At 43.7% G+C, this 22,621-nt stretch carries 18 protein-coding genes; 17 read left to right on the top strand and 1 reads right to left on the bottom strand.

Annotated features, from left to right (window positions below):
* Positions 1-7: 7 nt before the first annotated feature.
* Entirely contained in the window at positions 8-643 is a 636-nt protein-coding gene (locus ACODJP_RS09240; RefSeq protein WP_422480774.1) for a 4Fe-4S binding protein, read from the bottom strand.
* A gap of 78 nt (positions 644-721) precedes the next feature.
* Between ACODJP_RS09240 and ACODJP_RS09235 the strand changes: the two genes are divergently transcribed.
* The 17 genes from ACODJP_RS09235 (at position 722) to ACODJP_RS09155 (ending at position 22,621) form a co-directional block, all read left to right on the top strand.
* Complete coding sequence (locus ACODJP_RS09235; protein WP_422480772.1) at positions 722-1,411, top strand: Crp/Fnr family transcriptional regulator; 690 nt, start codon at positions 722-724, stop codon at positions 1,409-1,411.
* 149 nt (positions 1,412-1,560) lie between these two features.
* Positions 1,561-2,172 (top strand): V-type ATP synthase subunit E, encoded by a 612-nt coding sequence (locus ACODJP_RS09230; RefSeq protein WP_422480770.1) that lies wholly within the window; start codon positions 1,561-1,563, stop codon positions 2,170-2,172.
* Positions 2,173-2,251: 79 nt separating this feature from the next.
* Positions 2,252-2,728, top strand: coding sequence for a DUF2764 domain-containing protein (locus tag ACODJP_RS09225; RefSeq protein ID WP_422480768.1), 477 nt, complete (start codon positions 2,252-2,254; stop codon positions 2,726-2,728).
* 15 nt (positions 2,729-2,743) lie between these two features.
* Complete coding sequence (locus ACODJP_RS09220) at positions 2,744-4,510, top strand: V-type ATP synthase subunit A (protein ID WP_422480766.1); 1,767 nt, start codon at positions 2,744-2,746, stop codon at positions 4,508-4,510.
* A 10-nt stretch (positions 4,511-4,520) separates the two neighbouring features.
* On the top strand, positions 4,521-5,813 hold the full coding sequence (locus ACODJP_RS09215) for a V-type ATP synthase subunit B (protein WP_422480764.1): 1,293 nt from the start codon (positions 4,521-4,523) through the stop codon (positions 5,811-5,813).
* A 19-nt stretch (positions 5,814-5,832) separates the two neighbouring features.
* On the top strand, positions 5,833-6,462 hold the full coding sequence (locus ACODJP_RS09210) for a V-type ATP synthase subunit D (protein WP_422480762.1): 630 nt from the start codon (positions 5,833-5,835) through the stop codon (positions 6,460-6,462).
* Complete coding sequence (locus tag ACODJP_RS09205; RefSeq protein ID WP_422480760.1) at positions 6,459-8,333, top strand: V-type ATP synthase subunit I; 1,875 nt, start codon at positions 6,459-6,461, stop codon at positions 8,331-8,333. Before ACODJP_RS09210 ends, ACODJP_RS09205 begins: the two co-directional genes overlap by 4 nt.
* Positions 8,334-8,356: 23 nt before the next feature.
* The gene (locus tag ACODJP_RS09200) at positions 8,357-8,791 is read left to right on the top strand and encodes a V-type ATP synthase subunit K (RefSeq protein WP_422480758.1); all 435 of its coding nucleotides are present in this window, start codon (positions 8,357-8,359) and stop codon (positions 8,789-8,791) included.
* Positions 8,792-8,917: 126 nt separating this feature from the next.
* Positions 8,918-9,988, top strand: a complete 1,071-nt coding sequence (ispG, locus tag ACODJP_RS09195; protein WP_422480756.1) for a flavodoxin-dependent (E)-4-hydroxy-3-methylbut-2-enyl-diphosphate synthase — start codon at positions 8,918-8,920, stop codon at positions 9,986-9,988.
* Positions 9,978-12,812, top strand: coding sequence for an excinuclease ABC subunit UvrA (uvrA, locus tag ACODJP_RS09190; RefSeq protein ID WP_422480754.1), 2,835 nt, complete (start codon positions 9,978-9,980; stop codon positions 12,810-12,812). The genes ispG and uvrA overlap by 11 nt, the downstream gene beginning before the upstream one ends.
* Positions 12,799-15,894: a hypothetical protein gene (locus tag ACODJP_RS09185; RefSeq protein WP_422480752.1), complete on the top strand. Its 3,096-nt coding sequence runs from the start codon at positions 12,799-12,801 to the stop codon at positions 15,892-15,894. The genes uvrA and ACODJP_RS09185 overlap by 14 nt, the downstream gene beginning before the upstream one ends.
* A 19-nt stretch (positions 15,895-15,913) precedes the next feature.
* Positions 15,914-16,879 carry a PhoH family protein gene (locus ACODJP_RS09180; protein ID WP_422480750.1) on the top strand — a complete coding sequence of 322 codons (966 nt, stop codon included), beginning with the start codon at positions 15,914-15,916 and terminating at the stop codon, positions 16,877-16,879.
* Positions 16,857-19,049, top strand: coding sequence for an HD family phosphohydrolase (locus ACODJP_RS09175; RefSeq protein WP_422480748.1), 2,193 nt, complete (start codon positions 16,857-16,859; stop codon positions 19,047-19,049). Before ACODJP_RS09180 ends, ACODJP_RS09175 begins: the two co-directional genes overlap by 23 nt.
* Positions 19,046-19,522, top strand: coding sequence for an rRNA maturation RNase YbeY (ybeY, locus tag ACODJP_RS09170; protein WP_422480746.1), 477 nt, complete (start codon positions 19,046-19,048; stop codon positions 19,520-19,522). Before ACODJP_RS09175 ends, ybeY begins: the two co-directional genes overlap by 4 nt.
* Positions 19,519-20,292 carry a hemolysin family protein gene (locus ACODJP_RS09165; RefSeq protein ID WP_422480745.1) on the top strand — a complete coding sequence of 258 codons (774 nt, stop codon included), beginning with the start codon at positions 19,519-19,521 and terminating at the stop codon, positions 20,290-20,292. Before ybeY ends, ACODJP_RS09165 begins: the two co-directional genes overlap by 4 nt.
* A gap of 71 nt (positions 20,293-20,363) precedes the next feature.
* The gene (gap, locus tag ACODJP_RS09160; RefSeq protein ID WP_422480743.1) at positions 20,364-21,368 is read left to right on the top strand and encodes a type I glyceraldehyde-3-phosphate dehydrogenase; all 1,005 of its coding nucleotides are present in this window, start codon (positions 20,364-20,366) and stop codon (positions 21,366-21,368) included.
* Between the two features lie 71 nt (positions 21,369-21,439).
* Complete coding sequence (locus ACODJP_RS09155) at positions 21,440-22,621, top strand: phosphoglycerate kinase (protein ID WP_422480741.1); 1,182 nt, start codon at positions 21,440-21,442, stop codon at positions 22,619-22,621.

The raw sequence follows: 22,621 nt of genomic DNA, 5'->3' as shown, positions 1-22,621 counted from the left end.
TACCATGTTATCGGTGACGATGGTAGGAAATAGCAGTACTTGGACAAACCGAGGAACAGGCTTCACATTGATGACAAAGTGCAGTATCGATTACTGCCTTTCCTGATTCCCTTGGAGCGCTAATCGCACCTGAAGGGCAGACTTTCATGCAGTGTCGGGTTCCCACACATGCACTTTGATCGACTTGCTTGCTATAACGGGCAAACTTTGCACCTAGTCGAAGTAGGATGCTATACGGACAAAGACCATTGTGCCAGACAGGACTTTTTACAAAAAACGTAACAATGATTGAAAGGAAAAAAAGAATCAATAAAATCGGGAGCTGTATGTTAAACATGGATTTTCCCAAAAACAAGGTAATTAAAGTTAGTGCCAGTACGACGTAGGCAAGTTTTGGACTCTCAAGCCATGATGGAACATTCATCCTCTGAAGACCGATTTTTCTTGAAAATTTCTGTATTGGTCGCATTACGGTGTTCATTGGACATACGTAGCCACAGTATATCCTTCCAAAAATCGGAGAGACCAGTACACCGGCGATATACAGAATCAACCAGATTTGGAATCTTCCTGTAATCATCAGAATACCAAAAACCACGAGAAACAAGAGCCTTATAGCCATATTCACTTTTCGATTTCGCATATACATCAAATCTCCTCGCGTGGAATATACTATAGGAATAGAAGAAAATATGTTACTTTGGTAACACTTGGAGTGCATATGGAGAGGAAGATTCTTACAGATGACCAGTTACATCAGATAGCGCTGTTCTCATCTTTACCAAAAGAGAAACGCCATGAATTACTTAAATGCAATAGGGTTCAGTGTGTGTCTTACGGGTTGGGAGAGTTTGTACATATGGAATCCGATCCCTGTCTAGCTATTGAAATAGTACTAGAAGGCCACCTTTCGGTAGAACAGATCGGAGAGGATGGGGATATATTTTCTGTTGCTACCTTCGGTTCTGGATCACTCATTGGCGGTAATGTGGTGTTCTCCTCATTACCTTTTTATGCCCATAGTATAATTTCCATAGAACGGAGTCTGTTGGTACGTATAGATAGGGACACACTGTTCGAACTCATTGTAGCGTATAAAGTATTTCTTAAACATTTCCTTACCGTAATAAGTGACAATACGGTGATGGTGAACAATAGACTTTCCTATCTGATGCAGTATTCACTCAGACAGCGGTTGTTCATCTACATCCAATCTGAAATGGTCCGGCAGCAACAGGAAACCATTATCCTTCCTATAACAAAGACGAGATTAGCCCAACTACTCGGTGTTAGTAGGACGAGTATATCCCGGGAGCTGGCCAAGATGCGTAATGAGGGCTTGTTGAAGTTGAATAAACGGAAGATTACCTTATTGGATACCGACATGTCTAATAATGTGAAGGGGACGTAACTAAATTGAGATAGTTTGCTCATTTGGGTTTCGATACCTTCTCTTTAGCCCAAGGAATCACATCGGAATTGCGTTTTTCCTTGATTTCAGGTTGTATTTTTCGCATTAGCCGTATATAGTATTTCTATATTAACAAGGTGGGATTGCATATGGAACTGCAGATTCAGGAATTGGTCGATTCGATCAAACGTGATGGTATTGCCGAAGCCGAAAAACGCGCTGCGGAAATTGTTTCGGAGGCTAAGGAAAAGGCCGATGAGTTGGTTCGCAACGGAGCCAAGGAAGCCGAAAAATTGATTGAAGATGCTAAGAAAGAAGTAGCGGTTTTACGACAAAGTGGCAAGGCTTCAGTAGAGCAAGCCGGTCGTGATGTAATCCTTTCACTCAAGAAAAGCATCAACACACATTTTGAGAGGTTATTGGAACTCGAAACGGCTAAAACCCTCAGTGGAAAAGATCTGGTCTCCCTTATTGTAAATATGGTTAAAAGTGGACTCGCAAATCCTGCGGAAGTTGCTGTCGAAATCCCGCAGTCGGATGTGAAGAAACTTACCGATTCACTTGCGGCCGAATTAGCCAAAGAGATGAAGGAAGGACTCGTAATCAGACCAGTCTCTTCAGTGGATGTAGGATTCAAATTGGCTTCCAAGGATGGCTCCAATTACTACGATTTCAGTGCGGAGGAAATAACCAGGATGCTATCCCCATTCCTAAATACCACGGTTCAGGAGATCCTGTCGTCTTCTTCCGATTCGAAGTAAGGAGTTTCCTGTGGCCTCTTATTATTATCTGGTGGCATCTCTTCCCATGCTCCACTTTGAAGAAAATCCTCCTATTAGTATGGAACGATTTTTGGATTCCTGTGAACAATCGATGGGAACTAGGGATTATTCCTTAGTTAGGGATTTGGCGACTGGAAATCTTGATTCCATCAAGCAAGAATGTGCTTTTTTAACCCAATGGAATAATTTTATAGTTACTCTGAAACAATCTCTCCACGAAGCTAGAGCTTTAGCCCTTTCCAGGACAGATGATCATGTTTCTAGTGCCAGTGACAAGGATTTCCATATCGAAGAGGTCGTTAAGCTAGTTATGCAGACGGAAAATCCTCTGGAAAGTGAACTCTTGCTTATGCGATTCCAATGGGAAAAAGCAGAAGAACTGTTATCGACCAGGGTGTTTGATAGAGAGGTGTTGTTCACCTATGCCATCCAGTTGGCGTTATTGGAAAGGAAGGCCTTGTTTACCCCATTGGAGGGTAATGCCGAATTTAAGCGTCTTTTCTCGAATTTGCAATCGATTATCAAGAGCATATAAACGGAGTGTATGGTTATGGCGAAAAATAGCGGTCGAGTCACCGGTGTAAATGGAAATATGGTTACGGTTGAATTTGGGGGCAATGTCTCCCTGAATGAAGTGGCATACATTCTATTAGGTGAAAACAGACTCAAGTCGGAAGTTATCCGGATACAAGGTATTGTGGCTTCGCTGCAGGTTTTCGAAATGACTGGAGGCGTTAGAGTTGGTGATTCTGTGGAATTCACTGGAGAAATGCTCAGTGTTGAACTCGGACCAGGATTGCTTACACAAATATACGATGGATTACAGAATCCACTGCCTGAACTTGCAGAGCAATGTGGATTCTTCCTTCAACGGGGAGTGTATCTGAAGCCAATCCCTAACAAAGAATGGCAGTTTACACCCGTTGCACAAGTAGGGGACATTGTTTCTCCTGCCGATACCTTAGGTACGGTGCCGGAAGGCATTTTTACCCATCGTATCATGGTTCCATTCAATTTTCCTGCAGGAAATTGGACTGTCACCGAGATTAAGAAAGCTGGAACTTACCATGTAAGGGATGAAGTCGCCAAACTCAAGGATTCCAAGGGTAACGAAAGAAGTGTATCCATGGTGTTTACATGGCCTATCAAGCGGGCCATAACCCAATATGAAGAGAGACTCAGACCTACTGAACCCTTGATTACGAAAGTAAGAATCCTCGATACATTCCTACCGGTAGCAAAGGGTGGAACATATTGTATTCCTGGGCCTTTCGGTGCCGGGAAAACTGTATTGCAGCAGATGACTAGCCGTAATGCTGATGTCGATGTCGTTATCATAGCAGCTTGTGGAGAGCGTGCCGGTGAGGTCGTTGAAACCTTGAAAGAATTCCCTGAACTCATTGATCCGAGAACAGGCAAAACTCTCATGGAAAGGACTATAATCATTTGTAATACCAGTTCCATGCCGGTTGCGGCTCGAGAAGCCTCTGTATATACAGCCGTCACCATTGCCGAATATTATCGACAAATGGGTTTGCATGTGTTGCTGTTGGCAGACTCAACCAGTAGATGGGCACAGGCTATGCGTGAGATGTCGGGACGGTTGGAAGAGATCCCGGGAGAAGAGGCTTTCCCAGCATATCTCGAATCGGTTATCGCCAGCTTCTATGAACGTGCTGGAATTGTTCGTCTCAGAGATGGTTCCAAAGGTTCCGTTACGATTGGAGGAACCGTAAGTCCAGCCGGAGGTAACTTTGAAGAACCGGTAACCCAAGCTACATTGAAGGTCGTGGGTGCGTTCCATGGGTTATCTCGTGAACGTTCCGATGCCAGAAAATATCCTGCAATCCATCCTCTCGATAGTTGGTCAAAATATCCTACAGTGATAGATGATGCCAAAGTAGATTATGCCCGAGACTTGCTTTTCTCGGGAAATGAAGTGAGTCAGATGATGAAGGTTGTTGGAGAAGAGGGCACTAGTCTTGATGACTATATTGTCTATCTCAAGAGTGAACTTATCGATAGCGTCTATTTACAGCAAAACTCGTTCGACCCTGTCGACTTCGCTGCTCCGATAGATCGCCAGCAACTGGTTTTTGATGTTTTGTTCAAGATTCTCGGATCAAAACTTAAGATTGAAGATAAAAAGGCTGCTCGAGCTTTTATTAATGAGTTGCGACAGAAATTCATCGACTGGAACAATACTGCACGCGAAGATGAAGGTTTTGAAATGTATAAGAAAGAGATAGAAGAGCTTGTAGGCGATCGATTCGTTGAATACGAACGAAAGGCAAACAAGATTCTCCAAGCGAAATAGGTGGTAGGGTATGCAGAAGGTTTATACGAAGATCGATTCTATTGCAGGTAATGTTATTTCCGTCCGCGCTGAAGGAATCCGTAACGGAGACCTCGCCGTTGTCACCTCTAGTCATGGAGAATCATTAGCCAACGTCATCAAACTGAATGGTAAGGAGGTCTCTCTTCAGGTTTTTGCCGGAGGTAGAGGTGTTTCTACTGGGGACAAGGTAAGATTCTTAGGATATCCGATGAGAATTTCCTATAGTGATGATCTGATGGGACGCGTTTTCACCGGAAGCGGTAAACCCCGTGACAATGGTCCTGAGCTTACCGAAAACCTCATTGAGATCGGAGGTCCCGCTGTCAATCCTGCAAAAAGAATTATCCCCCGTAACATGATTCGGACTGGATTGCCCATGATCGATGTCTTCAACACATTGGTTGAATCACAAAAACTTCCTATCTTTTCCGTCTCTGGAGAACCATACAATGAGGTTCTCGCGAGAATAGCTATGCAAGCAGAGGTAGATCTGATCATCCTCGGAGGAATGGGGTTGAAATACGATGACTACCTCTATTTCAAGGATACTTTGGAAAAGAGCGGTGCTATGAGTAGGACAATCTTCTTTGTTCATACGGCAAGTGATCCAACGGTAGAATGTCTCTTGGTTCCTGATATCTCCCTTGCAGTAGCCGAGCGGTTTGCCCTGGATGGAAAGAAAGTTCTGGTCCTGCTAACCGATATGACAAACTTTGCTGATGCAATGAAAGAAATCGCCATCACCATGGAACAGGTTCCTTCGAACCGAGGTTATCCGGGAGACTTGTATAGCTCACTCGCTGCAAGATATGAAAAAGCCGTTGATTTCGAAGGGGCGGGGTCGGTTACGATACTTGCTGTGACTACGATGCCTGGAGACGATGTTACTCATCCGGTTCCTGACAATACCGGCTATATCACCGAGGGTCAGTATTACCTTAAAAATAGTAGAATTGAACCTTTCGGCTCCCTTTCTCGATTGAAACAACAGGTTAACAAAGATACTAGAGATGATCACCGGGCACTCATGGATGGTATGATAAAACTCTATGCTTCCTATAAAGAGTCACTGGAGAAGAAATCTATGGGATTCCAGATGTCAGAATGGGATGACAAGCTACTCCAGTATGGTGAATTGTTCGAAAGTAAACTTATGGATTTATCGGTTAACATTCCTCTGGAAGAGGCTCTTGACCTCGGTTGGGAAATATTGGCCGACTGTTTTGAACCCAAAGAAACTGGTATGCGTTCAGAGCTGGTGCTCAAGCATTGGCCTAAATAGGATTTTCGAGGAGTAATTGATGGCTGCCGTCAAACTGACGAAAAACGAACAGAAAAAGCAGAAGGACCAACTCAAACAATTCCAGCGGTATCTTCCTACTTTGCAATTGAAAAAACAACAATTGCAGATGGTGATTCGACAAATTGAACAGGAAGTGAAGAATCTCCAGCATGAACAGAAGAAGATTGTCGACGGTCTGCAGTCATGGGTAGCGGTCTTTCATGAAAATACTGCTTTCGAAGATGAATCAAGATTGGACCACATTGTCATAGTGGATAAGGTATTGAAGGCAAAGGGGAATATTGCTGGAGTCGCGATACCTGTATTTAAAAGTCTCACCTTCAAGACAATAGATTACTCTCTCGATTCCTACCCACTTTGGGTGGATAGGGGTATTGAATCTCTTAAACAGATTGCTCGTTATGATGCGATGATCGCTACATTGGAAAAACAAATTGAATTGCTTGGTCGTGAATTACGTGTAACGAGCCAGAGGGTAAACCTCTTTGAGAAGGTGAAGATTCCAGAGACGAAGGAAAATATTCGTAAAATCCAGATCTATCTAGGTGACCAACAAACAGCTGCTGTAGTGCGTGGTAAGATCGCGAAGAAGAAATTGGTGAAGAAAGCTGGGGAGGGTGTCGCATGATAGTTCCCATGAAGCGGGTTTCACTTATTGTATTGGCCTATGAGAAACGCTCTGCGCTAAAAGCCTTGCGAAAAGCTGGAATCGTTCACATCGATGAAATTCCAGCTAAGAATGAGAAGATTGAAGATCTGGAGAAGTCTCGTCTACAGATGGACCGAGCGATCAACGTATTGCAGGAGTTGTATGGGCAAGGTACCAAGAAGAACAAGCAAGCAATAGGATTGGTGGCAGAAGATAGTCTAGATGATGAAGAGTTCGCAGAAATACATGCCAGGATTTTATGGCTTATAGACCAACAGAAGGAAATCGAAGACCGTCGTCAGAAATTATCAATTGAACGAGAAAAATTGTCAGGGTGGGGTGATTTCTCATTAGACGATCTACATATGCTCAGGGATGATGGAATCGAACTCAACTTCTATCGAATTGGAAAGAAAGAACTAGCAAAGCTTCCTAAGAATATAGATTATGTAATGCTTCGTTTGGAAGGTAAGGTCGGTATGATTGCTGTTGTTGGAAACACCTTACCAGAAGAGATCTCTGCCGAGAGATTGGCATTAGGTCAACATTCATTGTCCCAACTAGATGAATTAATACGCTCTGATCAAAAACGGTTGGAACAGATACAAGAAGAATTGATTGGACTTTCTTCATATTTGTCTTGTTATCGCTATCAGAAAAAGGTCTTGGATCAAGATCATAGATTTGAATCCATACAAGCCTCAATGGAAGAAGATGATACGGTAGCATGGCTAAGTGGTTATGTTCCTGTCGGGCAAGTATCGTTGTTCAAGGAGACAGCAAAAACTCATAGTTGGGCATATGCGATGGATGATCCAAGTGAGGCTGAGAACCCTCCTACACAAGTGAAGAATAAAAGATGGATTTCCATAATTGGTCCGGTCTTCGATATTCTCGGAACGGTTCCGGGCTATCGGGAGTATGATATCAGCATGTGGTTTCTGATGTTCTTCTCGCTATTCTTTGCCATGATTGTCGGAGATGGTGCTTATGGAGTCATTTTCCTTATAGCAGGTCTTCTTATCCACAGAAAGGTGAAGAAGGCGACTAATGCGGTGATACTTCTCTATGTATTGAGTATTACCAGTATTATTTGGGGAGCGGTTACTGGAACTTGGTTCGGAAGCAAGGTGATTTTGGAAAACGTACCGTTCCTCCAAATGCTGGTAATTCCCCAGATTGCGAACTATCCTGAACTCTTTGGATTGGAAGCTACAACAACCCAGAATATGGTAATGCAGTTATGCTTTATTATTGGAACTCTTCAACTGAGTCTTGCCTGCGCAATGAATATTTATCGGAAGGTCGGTAAAAAGGACTTGAGTGCTGTTGCCGATATTGGTTGGCTCATGATGATCGATGCACTCTATTTCCTTGTACTTATGCTGGTAATCAACGCTACTATCGATGTCGGGATGGTAGGGAGCATTGTGGGTATCGGTTTTGCACTAGTGGTGATTTTTGGTTCCCAAGGTCCCGGAATTCCTTTTTTCAAAGGTCTGGCAGGTGGAGCAGCTGGTTTATTCACGACTTTTTTGAATTCGATAAGCGCATTCTCTAATATCATTAGTTATATACGACTTTTTGCTGTAGGTATGGCTTCCCTAGCCATCGCACAGAGTTTCAACAATATGGCTTCTGGACTGCTTCAGGGATTCGCTCTTCCAGCTGGAATTCTGGTATTGGTTATCGGTCATGGCTTGAACCTCGTAATGGCATTGCTTTCAGTAGTCGTTCATGGTGTTCGACTCAATCTATTGGAATTCTCCGGTCAGCTTGGAATGGAGTGGACCGGTTTCACCTATGATCCGTTCAGAGAAACGGTTGAAACTTCATCACAGACGTTGTAGAGAACAACGACAAGGAGCTTGGTATGAATATTGGAATGATCGGAATGGCAGCGGCACTTGGGCTTTCTGCGCTGGGTTCTGCACTCGGGACTGGAGCCGCTTCACTCTCGGCCGTAGGCGGATGGAAAAAATGTTATGCCAATGGTAAACCGGCACCATTTATCATGGTTGCCTTCAGTGGTGCTCCATTGACACAGACCATTTATGGATTCTTGTTGATGAACTTCATCAGTGCAGCGGCAGCTGCAGGTCAGGACGCTTTGTTACTTCTCAGTGCTGGAGTTTTCGGGGGAATCGCTATCGGACTCTCTGCATGGATGCAAGGTCGCGCAGCGGCAGCAGCATCGGATGCTTTAGCTGAGACAGGAAAAGGTACTGCCAACTACTTCATCGTAATTGGTATCGTTGAAACAGTAGCTTTGTTTACCTTGGTATTCCTACTGTTGCTCCTGCAATAACCATATACAGAAACGCTTTCCTTTTGGCTTGTTGCACTTTGGAGTGTCGACAAGCCAAATTTGTTTTTACATCTTTTCCTTCACTCGCAATTCGTGTAAACTGATGTTAAGTAAAAAGGCAAAATCATGAAACGAAGAAAGACCAAAGATATCCATATCGGTTCATTACACATTGGTAGTGATTACCCTGTTGCAGTACAGACCATGTGGTCAGAACCTCTTCCACTTCCTTCAGACAAGGATGGATACGATCGTTTACTCACTTCTCTAAGATCATATGCTACAATGGGATGTTCGATAATTCGCTTTTCATATCCAAGTTCAGAAAATAAAGAAACTTTTACCCGTATCTGTAAAGAATCGCCAATGCCGGTGGTTGCTGACATCCATTTCGATTGGAAATTGGCGATGGAGGCTTTGTCTTGCGGAGCACAGAAGATTAGAATTAATCCCGGGAATATTGGGGCGAAGTACAAGGTTGAAGAGGTAGTCAAAGCTGCAAAAGATTATGATTGTGCAATCAGGATAGGGTTAAATGGAGGTTCGTTACCTCTCAAGCTTAGACAAGGTGATCATGCGAAGGGCATGGTGGAAACTGCATTGACTTATCTGGATTGGTTCGAATCATGGAATTTTACCAATTCGGTCTTATCTTTGAAGGACACGGATGTCGATACTACCTATAGAGCCTATCGTGAGATCGCTTCTGTCATGGATTATCCCCTGCATCTCGGCGTTACTGAGGCAGGAGGTATCATCAGTGCCGTTGCCCGTAGCACCTGGGTCTTAGGTAGATTGTTATCAGAAGGTATTGGAGATACGATGCGGATCTCTATAACTGATGATAAAGAACATGAAATAGCCGCTGCACGCGAGATTATGCGAACGGTAGGTTTGGAAACAAAGGGAATCAGACTGGTATCTTGCCCCAGATGTGGAAGAGCATCTTTCGATTCACAAGCTTTCCTAAAGAAGATTCAGAGTAGGCTGCTTGAGTATGATGCACCGATTACAGTTGCAATCATGGGTTGTCAAGTAAATGGTCCAGGAGAAGCTGCATCCGCTGATATTGCTATTACAGGCATCGGTAACAGGGTGTATCTCTATGAGAAAGGTGTTCTTACAAAGGAAGTAACAGCAGATACTGCAGAAGAGGTACTTTTTACTCGTATTGAGGAGCTTTCCCATGCGCAATAGATTAGTAATCAGAGGTGCTCGGGAACATAATCTCAAAAATATCGATATAGATCTAGAAAAAGAGAAACTTATTGTTATTAGCGGAATCAGCGGATCAGGGAAGTCTTCATTAGCCTTCGACACGATATTTGCTGAAGGGCAACGTCGGTATGTCGAATCGCTCAGTGCATACGCCCGCATGTTCCTTGGCCGATTAGAAAAGCCGGATGTTGATTATATAGAAGGACTTTCTCCCTCAATAGCTATTGAACAGAAGACTACTCATAAGAATCCCCGATCGATCGTAGGAACCATAACGGAAATCTATGACTACTATCGTTTGTTGTGGGCAAGAATAGGGCAACCACATTGTCCTGAATGTGGCCGTGAAATCTCTGAACAATCCATAGACCAGATCCTGGATACTATTTATTCGATGCCAAATGAAAGTAGGCTTATGGTCCTCTCTCCAGTAGTGATGGGAAGGAAGGGTGAACATAAGAAAATTTTTGAAGATGCTAAAAAAGGTGGTTATGCTAGGGTAAGGATCAATGGAGAGGTGATAGAATTATCTGAGAATATCGCATTGGACAAACAGGTCAAGCATACCATTGAGATCATTATCGACCGAATTGTACTCAGGGCTGATTCCCGGTCAAGACTAGCTGAATCTATTGAGACAGCAATAGGAATGAGTGATGGAATCGTAAGAATTGTACGAATAGACGATGATGGAAATGAACATGAGGAGACATATAGCGAAAAGAATAGTTGTGTACATTGTGGGATAAGCATTCCTGAACTTGAGCCACGCCTATTCAGCTTCAACAATCCATTCGGAGCATGCCCGTCCTGCCATGGCTTGGGCGAAAAAAACGAATTCGATCCCGATAAGATTATCCCGGATCGGAATCGATCATTTAACCAAGGAGCCATAGCGAGTCAGAATCCAGAAGCTACATGGTCACGTGTACCTTTTGAATCTTTGGCAAAGAGATTCGGTTTCACGCTGGATACTCCATTTTCTGAGTTGGATGAAGATATCATCCATACCATTCTCTATGGAACTGAAGAGCGGATACCCATGCGCTACAAGAATGAGAAGGGTAGAGGTTATTACACTATGGAGAAACCATTTGCGGGAATAATTCCTGATCTCCGTAGACGGTATTATGAGACCAATTCCATGCAGATTCGGATGTGGATGGATTCTTTTATGACGAGCCATACATGTGAAGTCTGCAAAGGCTCCCGCTTACGGTCAGAAGCTTTGGGAGTAACTGTTTCAGGTAGGAATATTGTAGAAACCACCCGCATGTCTGTCCGTGATTCCCATCGATTCTTTGAAGCTCTTACCATGACTCCTACCCAAGAGGAGATCGCGACACAGATTCTTAAGGAAATTAGAAGCAGACTTAATTTTCTTGTGAACGTTGGTTTGGAATATCTTACTTTGGATAGGCCTTCAGGTACCCTAAGCGGTGGAGAGGCACAAAGGATTCGTCTTGCGACACAAATTGGCAGTGCTCTCAGTGGTGTAATCTATGTGTTGGATGAACCGTCGATAGGACTTCACCAAAGAGATAACCACCGTCTTATCGAAACTCTGAAGACACTTCGGGACTTGGGGAATACACTCATTGTAGTTGAGCATGATGAGGCAACCATACGAGAATCCGATTATGTAGTTGACTTGGGACCTGGAGCTGGAGTTCATGGAGGACAAATCATAGCTCAAGGAACTCCACAGGAGATAGAGGCAAACCCCGATAGTATTACTGGTAGGTATCTGAGTGGAAAAATTCATTTGCCGCTTCCTGAGACGAGGAGAACAGGCAATGGGGCTATGATATCTATCAAAGGAGCTTGTAAGAACAATCTCAAGGATATCGATGTGAAAATTCCGCTGGGAAAAATGATCGTAATTACCGGAGTTTCAGGATCGGGGAAATCTACTTTACTCAATGAAGTGTTGCTCCCTGCTTTGAAGCGGAAGTTGAATAAACAACATGAAGAATTTGATGGGTATTCTGAGATAACGGGAGTAGACAATATTGATAAAGTCATAAACATCGACCAGAGTCCTATTGGTCGAACTCCACGATCTAATCCAGCTACCTATGTTGGAGCTTTCACTCCCATCAGGACCCTTTTCGCGTCACTACCTGAATCCAAAGCCCGTGGTTATAAACCAGGAAGATTTTCTTTCAATGTTGCTGGAGGGAGATGTGAACACTGTCAAGGCGACGGAACACTCAAGATTGAGATGCACTTTCTTCCCGATGTATATGTCACATGTGATGTTTGCAAAGGAAAGCGCTTTAATACAGAGACCTTGGCTATCCATTACAAAGGGAAGAATATTCATGATGTCTTGAATATGACTATAAGCGAGGCAAGTGAATTTTTCTCAGCAGTCCCTTCAATAAGAAGAAAAGTCGAGACATTGGAATCGGTTGGACTCGGTTATATAAAACTTGGTCAATCTGCCCTCACACTTAGTGGGGGTGAAGCCCAACGAGTCAAATTGAGCTTAGAATTATCAAAAAAGAGTACTGGGAAAACCTTACATGTTCTCGATGAACCTACTACGGGACTGCATTTTGCGGATGTTAAGAAACTCATGGAGGTTCTTGATCGACTCGTGAATCAAGGCAATACAGTTATTTTGATTGAACATAATCTTGATGTAATCAAGAGCGCCGACCATATCATTGATCTTGGACCAGAAGGGGGCGACGGAGGAGGAACCGTGGTAGCGACAGGAACTCCGGAAGAGATTGCCCTATGCAAGGAATCATACACAGGATATTATGTAGCTCAGTCGCTATATGAAAGTTCATAGGTCGTTACATGCCCTGATAGGTGCCCTTCTCATACTCTTTCTTATACCTTCATTACTATATGGGGAGGAGGTTGGGGAGCGTGACCTCAATGATACAGAAATCCTGTTGCTCTCTTCCGAGCTCTCCACGGCCAATTATCATGAGCTTGTTGAGCGGGCACGATTTCTCGATCTTCCTACCGATGGTGAAGAAGAGGAGTTGAGAAGGCGACTGTATGCATTCTATGATCTTACTTCTGTATCCGATCCATCTTCAACCGTTGTTCTAGAACAGGATTTTCGCGTAGAAATCCTCTCAGCGGATTCCCTATTCATGTCGTCTGGTCCAGAGGGTATTCTTCTATTGGAGGGAAACACAAGTCTATCCTTCACTTCTGACTCAGAAGAAGGGGAAACAAGACTTGATTCCGATCGAATGGTTATGCATTTCGGGAAAAAACGTTTGACTGCGATGGGTTCGATTTCCTATATCCATGAAGGAATGCAAATGGAAGATATCCTGAGTGGAACCATGGTGACTGTAGATTGGGAGGATGGAACCGTACTCCTGATGGATGGTGAGACCACCATGGTAAGGGAAAACAGTGAGGATACATCGGTAAAATTCTTTACAACGGGAGAACAGATCGTCTTTACCGGCGAAAGTAGTACCATTGCTTTTTCTCAAGGTATGCTAACGACCAATGAGGAACAAGCCTATTTCAGTATTCGGGCAAATACCCTACATCTAGTGGATGGTGGCGATCTATTTGTAACGAATGCTAAGATTTCATTAGGAAGAGTTCCCATGTTATGGGTTCCGTTCTTCTACTATCCTGGAAAAACCTTTGTATTCAATCCAGCCATAGGTGTCGAATCGGAACGGGGAATGTTCTTTTCTTCGTCTACGGAACTCTATGGAAGATATCCGAAAATTGAAAAAGGGGAAGAATCGAGTTTTACCACTCTCTTGTCCAGTGATCAGGGAGGAGAATCCTATAAGGATGGTTGGGTCTATTCGACCGGAGAAGTTGATACCGTATCAGATTTAGAGACATGGGCGAGAACTAGTGGTTCTTATCTCTCCTTGCTAGTAGATGCTTACCAAAATTACGGAATGTTCGTTGGTCTCGATACGGTGAACAATCTATCTGATGACACTATTCGTCTCTCAGCGTTCGGAGGATTTGCTTTCGTTGGTGAGGACACATCTCGTTTCAGTTCTGTATACGAAATACCTGCTATCCGTTTTGCATTTGAAGGAAGTACAATCATAGATACTCCCCACATCGATATTACCCTGAAAGCCCCGTTCTATTCGGATCCCAAGGTTATGCGAACGTATGGGAATAGACTGACTTCATTCTCGCTCGGAGCGTTGACCGGAGACCCCTCTTTTCCAACCGGTTATCGATCTGACATTACCCGATTCGACTGGACTCTTAATGGCCGGATTTCTGTACCAACCACATTCCTAGCTCCATTTCTCCATACCCTACGATTCGATAGATTAGATGCGAAGGTTTCCTGGTCGGCTAATGAAGCTGCTGAGGGAGCGGGCTACATAGTGACTTCTTTTGTTATCCCTGATATGCAAATGTATGCCGCAGGTACTATTTTTTCCTTTACCAAAGAGAAGTCTCCTGAACACATGCAGAAAACAGATTCTCCAACTTCTGTAGAGGAAAATTTAGAATCTACACTGGATTTGGAAGAGTGGGGGATCGATGCCCCATATACCGTTGTACCACCATCTTCAAACAGAGCTGGTACTGTCGATGAGACAACTATCTCTTTGGATTACTCATTCCGACAATATGTGACCGACAGTAATCGATTGGAGAGTGGAGTAATTGATGAACACTCTTTTTACGCGAGGACAGCTGGTTCAGTTGGACTTTCTGCAGCAATTGCACCATCACTGTTTACCTTGAAACAACAATTGGAACCAGTAATCACCTTTGATCGATCAGCGGATCTCAATACAGAAAATATCGCACTGACATCGATTACCCAGGCATCAGTACCATTCTTAGGCTTATCCTATGATTTGCAAACCAAGCTCTTCCAGATCAAGCATATCGATTCGAATCTTGGAGGTACAACGAGTGAGGGAGGTTGGAGTAGCTGGAATAGCGATGCCGTCAGTCGTCACCAAATTTCATGGATACAATCATACCCTTTATCGTCAGGGACATTGTCACCATCTTTGTTAACCATCTTGGATCCTCTTCCATTCTCATTGAGACCAAAAGTATCGTACGAATTGGGAAATATCCTTACCTCTTTCTCGTATCGAATCGAAGAAGATAGTTCTGGGGATCTCCGAGGGAGCGATGCAATATTTTTCTTTTCCTATACCAACAAAAACTTGTTGGAATTCGCTTCCACATTCACCTATGATACATCGCTGTATGGAGAGACGTCATCAGCCATTGATCCATTACATATTACCTCTTCAACCGTTTTTCATCTCTTTGATTCATATGCTTCACTCAGTGGTAAAGCTTCCTATTCTTTCCTAGACGATGTTTTCTCCCAGTTCGTTGTGGGAGCCTCCATACCTTGGGCTGCTGTACGTCTCCAAGGTAGCGGGACATTTGAAGATCCAATGTTCGATCTATTGGACACTGAAATTAGTATCGATGCGTTTGGTAAGCGTTGGTGGAAGAATCGAATCTCTTTGGGGTTGGATGTAGTTAGTACGTATAGGCACTCATTTTGGGATCCGGCAGCAAGTCAATTCGACTTTAAAATTGATCTTCAATTCAAGATAGAAGAATTTTTGACACTTGATATTGCCTTAAAATCGGTCAACAAAGGGTTTCATCGATACAATACATTCTCAGATGTATGGCAGGATTTGCTTGATTCGTTTGATTTCTTTGGCGATGGAAGGCAAAAAACCCAATTTACGATGGATGCTATAGAGGTTTCTCTTATCCATCATATGGCAGATTGGGACCTGCATTGTAAATATGAAGGAAGCGTAGTATTATCGGACATGGAATGGGAATGGAAGCCGGTCTTTACCATCTTCCTACAGTGGAAAGCTATTCCGGAAATCAAAGTCGACAGAGAGTTCGATGCAACTACCTGGTGACCGATAGCATGGGAGAAGGATGAGTAGCACCATCGTATTTGAGCAAGTGTCGCAGATGCAGCGGGTGTGCGGAGTAAATGATAGGAACATTCCCTATATAGAGCTTCTGCTCAATGGCGAATTGTTTGTACATGGAAATAGTATTACCTATCGTGATACAACCGACCGTGAAGGTTCTGGAGACGCTATCTTCACCAATCTCATGGTACGGCTTAAGCACCTGTCTGAACAGCGGGAAGACATCACCGAACCCGAAATCTTCATGGAATACCAAGCTTTGCAAGGTGGATCTGGATCTCAAGAAGATCTTGATTCCAACCAGAGGGAAATGACGATTGCCGTTGGTGGCAAATCGATATATCCCAAGAGCCCAAGGCAACGGAAATATATGAGCCTCATGAAAGAGCACCAACTGGTTTTCAGTATTGGGCCTGCTGGAACAGGAAAGACCTTTTTAGCCATAGCCTATGCATTGGGAGAGGTCCTAGGAGGTCGGAAACAGAAAATTATCCTGACTCGACCGGTAGTTGAGGCTGGGGAGAGTCTCGGATTCCTTCCAGGAGATTTGACCCAGAAAATTGGCCCATACCTCCGTCCTCTCTACGATGCTATGGAATTCCTGTTACCTCCCGCAATCATCAAAAGGCTAGAAGATAACGGGGCGGTAGAGACTGCTCCTCTTGCGTATATGCGTGGACGTTCATTGAACAATGCATGTGTAATACTTGATGAAGCCCAAAACACTACTACAGAACAGATGAAGATGTTTCTCACACGACTGAGTGAGAACTCTGTTGCGATTGTCACTGGTGACATTACCCAAGTGGATCTTCCCAGAAACCGTACGAGCGGTCTTGTCCATGCTGCGAAGATTTTACAGAATGTACCCGGGATAGGGTTCATTGAATTCAATTCTACCGATGTTGTGAGAAGTAGGATGGTACAAAGGATAATCGATGCTTATGAAAAAGACACGTACCGGTAATAATCGGTACTCTGACCAACCGCTCTGGTTGCGTTTGCTTGTTCCTGTATTGGGACTTGCTGTCGCGATAGGGGCGCTGGTAGTTCCCGTACTCATTGCCAACGACTCCAAACTACTTACTACAGATGTGAAATCACGTTTTCAAGCTGGCACTATTGCGGAACATGATGTCCGGGCGAATGAAACCTTTCATTATGTTGATGAAGCTGAGACGAAACGACGCCAGCAAGCGGCTGTACAAGCGATCAACCCAATTTTTAAGATTGCTCTTGTTCCTTCCCGTGCCATGCTATCCGATATTGCATCACTCTTCGATCCTTCTGGAGCACAAGTAGACTCTATTTCATCTGAACTGGTGGCAAGGATTTATAACCTAGCTGATATCGAGAGAAGAAAAGCCCAGGCGATAGTCAGAGAATTGGCAGAAACCTATATTGCTCAGGGGGTATTCAACGAAGCGGAACTACTCACTGTACAACAACAGGGTTATACAGAAATCCAAGTAGACCATATTGGAACTGTTGGTGATGAGACTATGCGGGAACTTCTACCAGTTAGTGAAGCTCTCCATGTAAATGAATTATCAACACGGATTCATGCTGATCTTCGTGAAATATCCAAGGAGTATTCAGAAGATCTTTTAATGATTGTCTTCGATTCACTTAGAGAAATTATGCGTCCGAATGTTCATTTTGATCCCGTTGCTACCGCACTTTCACGTGAGGAGGCAGCCTCGCTCATACCACCAGTCATTGTCCGGGTAGAGAAAGGCCAGTATATACTCGTTAAAGATTATGTAATCACTGATGACGATATCAGAACTATTCAAGCGATGCGTCTGGCTTCTGTCCAGTATACTCCGTCTCAGATGTTTGGACGTGTGTTCTTCGTAATCATAATCACCATAAGCGCTATGTATGCGTTCCATATGGCATTCATTCACTCGAAAAGGGAACTCCAATTCTTTCTGATATTTCTTACTGGAATTTTGGTCACACAGATACTTACCTTTGTGTCACTAAAGTTATTCATGGGTCTGGGGTTCCTTTCTATGGAATCTTTTCTACCAGTATTCATTCTTCCAATCTTCCTTGCATTGATTACAAACCGAAAAAGGGTCGGGATGATTGCTGCTGTCGCTCTGGCTTCCTATGCGGTGCTATTACCTACTGCTACAGTAACCACCGTGTTCCTGCTTGTTTCCATTTCTTTCACAGGAATTTATTTCATTCGATTCGTGAGCAAACGTATCGATATGGTTTTCGAATGGTTCTTCGGTATCATTGCAGCTTCATTTATCGTCCTGTTGAATAACTTAGTCAATGGGTATGGTTTTTCACAAGTCTTGCAATCAATCGCTGCCATCTCTGCGAATGTCTCGGTTACCTACATATTGGTATCTCTGTTCATGCCGATGATTGAATTGGTATTGAATCTTCCTACTCCCTTCAGATTGCGGGAGCTTGCATTCAGCGATTCACCTGCACTTGTCCGATTGTCCCAAAATGCGGTAGGTACCTATAACCACTCAATGATGGTTGCTGAGATGGCATATGCAGCAGCTAAGGAGATTGATGCAGATCCTCTTCTCGCCCGCGTGGCCGCTCTCTATCATGATATCGGGAAACAGGAACATCCAGAATATTTCATTGAAAACCAGAGTGGGGATAATAAGCATGATGATTTAAAGGCAAGTCTGTCTGTCGCTATCATTAAGAGTCATGTAAAGATCGGTATTGAAAAGGGTAGGGAAGCGAGATTACCACAAGAGGTTCTCGATATCATCAGTCAGCACCATGGAAATGATGTTATTGCAATATTTTTGAAAGAGGCACAGGATGCTGCTATACGGGAAAATAGTAAGCATGAAGTCAAACGACAGGACTACGCCTACAATAACCAGATTCCCCAATCTCCGGAAGCTGCTATCGTCATGCTGGCAGATAGTATTGAGGCCGCTAGTAGGACAGTAAAGAAACCTTCCGCGCAGAAGTATGAAAAGTTGGTCAATCAGATTATCATGGGCAAGATTGAACGAAAACAACTCGCTGCCTGTCGTCTATCCTTGACCGATCTGGAATCTATCGCGAGAGTGTTTGTCCAGATTCTTACCGGAAGATTCCACACACGAATTGACTATCCCGATGTGGATAAAGAGGAAAAGACATGATTGCTGTAGACATATCTTACGAAACGGAAGCTATGGAAGAACGCGCTCCGCATGATGTTGTTGAGAAAATGATTGTGCGTACCTTGGAACTGCTTGGTGAAGAATCTGGAGAACTATCTTGCACGTTTGTTGGTGATGAGACGATGCGGGAGATGAATCATACCTATAGGGGAAAAGATGAGAGTACCGATATTCTCTCATTCGTACAATCGGAAGATGACACTGATTTCCCTTTCCCCGAAATAGAAGATCAACAGGACAGGGTGTTAGGTGATATGGTAATTTCACTAGACACGATGGAGCGTAACTGCGATTATTTCAAAGTACCTGCACGAGAGGAACTGATAAGACTGCTTATCCATGGTGTGCTGCACCTGTTGGGATGGGATCATGAAACTAATGGGATAAGCGAACCCATGTTAATAAAACAAGAAGATCTGCTGAAGAATGTGACGAAGGAGTCTGAGAGGTGAGGTTACGGGATAGGTTGAAGAGTTGGTTATCACAGGATGATGATCAGCCTCCACAACGGGACACGGATGTTGTCGAGGAACGAAGGAGTATGATCGAAGGAATCGATGAACTGGCGGAGACTACCGTAAAAGAGGTGATGGTCCCCAGGATCGATGTTCAGTTTGTCTCCGACTCTACGACATTCGACGAGTTGAAAGATTTGATTGGAGAACAGGGTTTCTCAAGGTATCCAGTTTATACGGACACTATCGACAATGTAGTTGGTATTTTATATGTAAAAGATATCATCAGGCAACAAGATGAAGGTGACTTCGATGTTCGTAAAAGTATGCGCAAGCCCTATTTCGTTCCAGAGACAAAACGTCTAGATGAGTTACTTCGTGAGTTCAAAAAGAGACGTGTCCATATCGCTATAGCTATAGACGAATACGGTGGAGTATCGGGGATTGTCAGTATGGAGGACATCCTTGAAGTTATTGTTGGTGATATCCAAGATGAGTTCGATGACGATGAAGACGACGATATCATCGAAATGGGAGAAGGTATCTATCTTTGTGATGCCCGGGCTGCGATCGATGAAGTCAATGAACGTTTGAGATTGACCTTGCCAGAGGATGATTTCGAAACTTTGGGTGGTTTTGTCTTCGAACAATTCGGAAGGATTCCCTTAAACCAAGAAAAGGTAACTTACCAAAACATGGATTTTATTGTGCAGGAGATTGAGGGTCATAAGATCAATCGGGTAAAAATTGTGATGAAAAGGACCTGATTCGTTGACGTTATCTACCCATACGCATTATATTGTTAGTGATACATACCTACATATGGAGGAAATTTTAGATGAAAATCGCAATCAATGGCTTCGGGCGCATCGGGCGCAATGTATTCAAGATCGCTTTCGAAGACAAGGACATCGAGATTGTTGCAATCAACGACCTTACAGACCCCAAGACTTTGGCACACTTGCTCAAATACGATTCTACTTACGGAGTATATCCTAAGAGCGTAGAAGCTAAGGATGATGCTATCGTTGTTGATGGTAAAGAAATCAAAATCTATGCTGTACGCAATCCTGCAGAATTGCCTTGGAAAGAGCTTGGTGTAGACATTGCTATCGAATCGACTGGCGTTTTTGCAGTAGCAGAAGGCCCCAAGGGCGGTTATAAGGATCACATTAAGGCTGGAGCCAAGAGAGTTATCCTTACTGTTCCCGCCAAAGATAAGATTGATCAGACTATCGTCTGTGGAGTCAACGATGATGATCTTGATCTCAAGAATCTCGCATTCTCCAATGCATCATGTACTACAAACTGTCTTGCTCCAATCGCAAAAGTCCTCAATGACAGCTTTGGTATTGAAAGAGGCCTCATGACGACAGTCCATGCATTCACCAATGACCAGGTTACTTTGGATATGCCCCATAAGGATCTCAGACGTGCCCGTTCAGCTTCATTGTCCATCATTCCGACCACAACTGGTGCTGCACGTGCCGTTTCGTTGGTTGTCCCCTCCTTGGAAGGCAAGCTCAATGGTGGAGCAATGCGCGTTCCCGTACCTACAGGTTCGATCGTCGATTTGACCGTTCTTCTTGAGAAGGATTGTAGTGTCGAGGATATCAATGCAGCAATGAAGGCAGCAGCTGAAGGTCCCATGAAGGGTATTCTCCAGTATACCGAAGATCCTATCGTTTCTAGCGATATCAAGGGTAATTCCCACTCCTCGATCTTCGATTCCGACCTTACCATGAAAATGGGTCCGAAATTCTTTAAAGTAATGTCATGGTATGACAATGAAATGGGTTATTCTAACCGTGTTGTCGACCTCGCCAAGAAATTGATGGCGTAAGCAACATTACGATGGATTTTACTTCTGATGCGCGCCTTACGGTGCGCATCAGCCATACATGAGGAGTAGTCATGAAATTGCAAACTGTTACGGATATTGATTTAAAGGGAAAACGTGTATTGATCAGGGTAGACTTCAACGTCCCATTGAAAGATGGTGTGGTTACCGATGATACAAGGATCAAGAGTGCTTTACCTACCGTCAAGTATATTTTGGACCAGAAGGATACATCACTTGTAGTAATGAGCCATTTCGGTAGGCCTAAGGGCAAGAAAGATATGGCATTCAGCATGGCTCCGATCGCCAAAAAATTTGAAGAATTGCTTGGACGTCCGGTAAGACTTGCTTCCGATGTAATTGGTGATACTGTAAGCAAAGAAGTTGAAAACCTTTCGCCAGGAGAAGTCCTTCTTCTTGAGAATGTGAGATTCTACAAGGAAGAGGAGGCTAACGACGAAGGTTATGCTAAACAATTAGCAAGTTACGGTGATGTTTATGTGAATGATGCATTTGGTACTGCTCATCGAGCTCATGCATCAACAGAAGGGGTTGCCCATTTCCTCCCCTCGGCAGCTGGATTCCTAATTGAAAAAGAGGTCAAGTTCTTCGCTCCGTTGCTGGAGAATCCCGATAAACCATTCGTCGCTGTCATTGGTGGTTCGAAAGTATCTTCCAAGATCAGTGTTCTTGAATCATTGAGCAAAACTTGTGATGCCATCGTTATTGGCGGTGGTATGGCCTATACTTTCCTTAAGGTCCAAGGTCATGAAATTGGAAAATCTTTGTTGGAAAACGATTATATTGAGGTCGCAAAATCCTTTTTGGAAAATACAGAAAAGCGTGGTGTACGGGTCATCTTACCGGTAGACCATATTTGTGCGGCTGAATTCAAGGATTCCGCAGAAGCTGTAGCAGTCGACTCAGTCGAAATTCCTGAAGGTATGATTGGCATGGATGTAGGCCCGAAAACTCTTGCTCTTGTTGAATCCGAACTAAAGGCAGCTAGATCTATTGTCTGGAATGGTCCTATGGGAGTATTTGAATTTGAAGCATTCGCAGCTGGAACAAAAGCTGTTGCCAAGATGGTTGCTGATTGTGATGGTACGACTGTAGTAGGTGGAGGCGATTCGGTTGCCGCTGTGAATAAATTCGGTTATGCAGATCGTATCGACCATGTTTCGACCGGAGGTGGGGCTTCATTGGAATTCCTCGAAGGAAAAGTATTGCCTGGTATCAAGGCTTTGGAGAAATAG

The sequence above is a fragment of the Pleomorphochaeta sp. DL1XJH-081 genome, from assembly GCF_049310885.1.
Lineage (GTDB): Bacteria > Spirochaetota > Spirochaetia > Sphaerochaetales > Sphaerochaetaceae > CAYZJV01.
The sequence above is the reverse complement of the archived record's forward strand: the minus strand, read 5'-3'. Positions and strand labels throughout refer to the sequence as shown.

Coding starts and splice junctions, on each gene's coding strand:
- ACODJP_RS09225 (WP_422480768.1), top strand. CDS start 2,252: ATGGAACGATTTTTGGATTCCTGTGAACAATCGATGGGAACTAGGGAT.
- ACODJP_RS09185 (WP_422480752.1), top strand. CDS start 12,799: ATGAAAGTTCATAGGTCGTTACATGCCCTGATAGGTGCCCTTCTCATA.
- ispG (WP_422480756.1), top strand. CDS start 8,918: ATGAAACGAAGAAAGACCAAAGATATCCATATCGGTTCATTACACATT.
- ACODJP_RS09240 (WP_422480774.1), bottom strand. CDS start 643: ATGCGAAATCGAAAAGTGAATATGGCTATAAGGCTCTTGTTTCTCGTG.
- ACODJP_RS09220 (WP_422480766.1), top strand. CDS start 2,744: ATGGCGAAAAATAGCGGTCGAGTCACCGGTGTAAATGGAAATATGGTT.
- ybeY (WP_422480746.1), top strand. CDS start 19,046: ATGATTGCTGTAGACATATCTTACGAAACGGAAGCTATGGAAGAACGC.
- ACODJP_RS09210 (WP_422480762.1), top strand. CDS start 5,833: ATGGCTGCCGTCAAACTGACGAAAAACGAACAGAAAAAGCAGAAGGAC.
- ACODJP_RS09230 (WP_422480770.1), top strand. CDS start 1,561: ATGGAACTGCAGATTCAGGAATTGGTCGATTCGATCAAACGTGATGGT.
- ACODJP_RS09235 (WP_422480772.1), top strand. CDS start 722: ATGGAGAGGAAGATTCTTACAGATGACCAGTTACATCAGATAGCGCTG.
- ACODJP_RS09155 (WP_422480741.1), top strand. CDS start 21,440: ATGAAATTGCAAACTGTTACGGATATTGATTTAAAGGGAAAACGTGTA.
- ACODJP_RS09200 (WP_422480758.1), top strand. CDS start 8,357: ATGAATATTGGAATGATCGGAATGGCAGCGGCACTTGGGCTTTCTGCG.
- gap (WP_422480743.1), top strand. CDS start 20,364: ATGAAAATCGCAATCAATGGCTTCGGGCGCATCGGGCGCAATGTATTC.
- ACODJP_RS09180 (WP_422480750.1), top strand. CDS start 15,914: ATGAGTAGCACCATCGTATTTGAGCAAGTGTCGCAGATGCAGCGGGTG.
- ACODJP_RS09205 (WP_422480760.1), top strand. CDS start 6,459: ATGATAGTTCCCATGAAGCGGGTTTCACTTATTGTATTGGCCTATGAG.
- uvrA (WP_422480754.1), top strand. CDS start 9,978: ATGCGCAATAGATTAGTAATCAGAGGTGCTCGGGAACATAATCTCAAA.
- ACODJP_RS09215 (WP_422480764.1), top strand. CDS start 4,521: ATGCAGAAGGTTTATACGAAGATCGATTCTATTGCAGGTAATGTTATT.
- ACODJP_RS09175 (WP_422480748.1), top strand. CDS start 16,857: ATGAAAAAGACACGTACCGGTAATAATCGGTACTCTGACCAACCGCTC.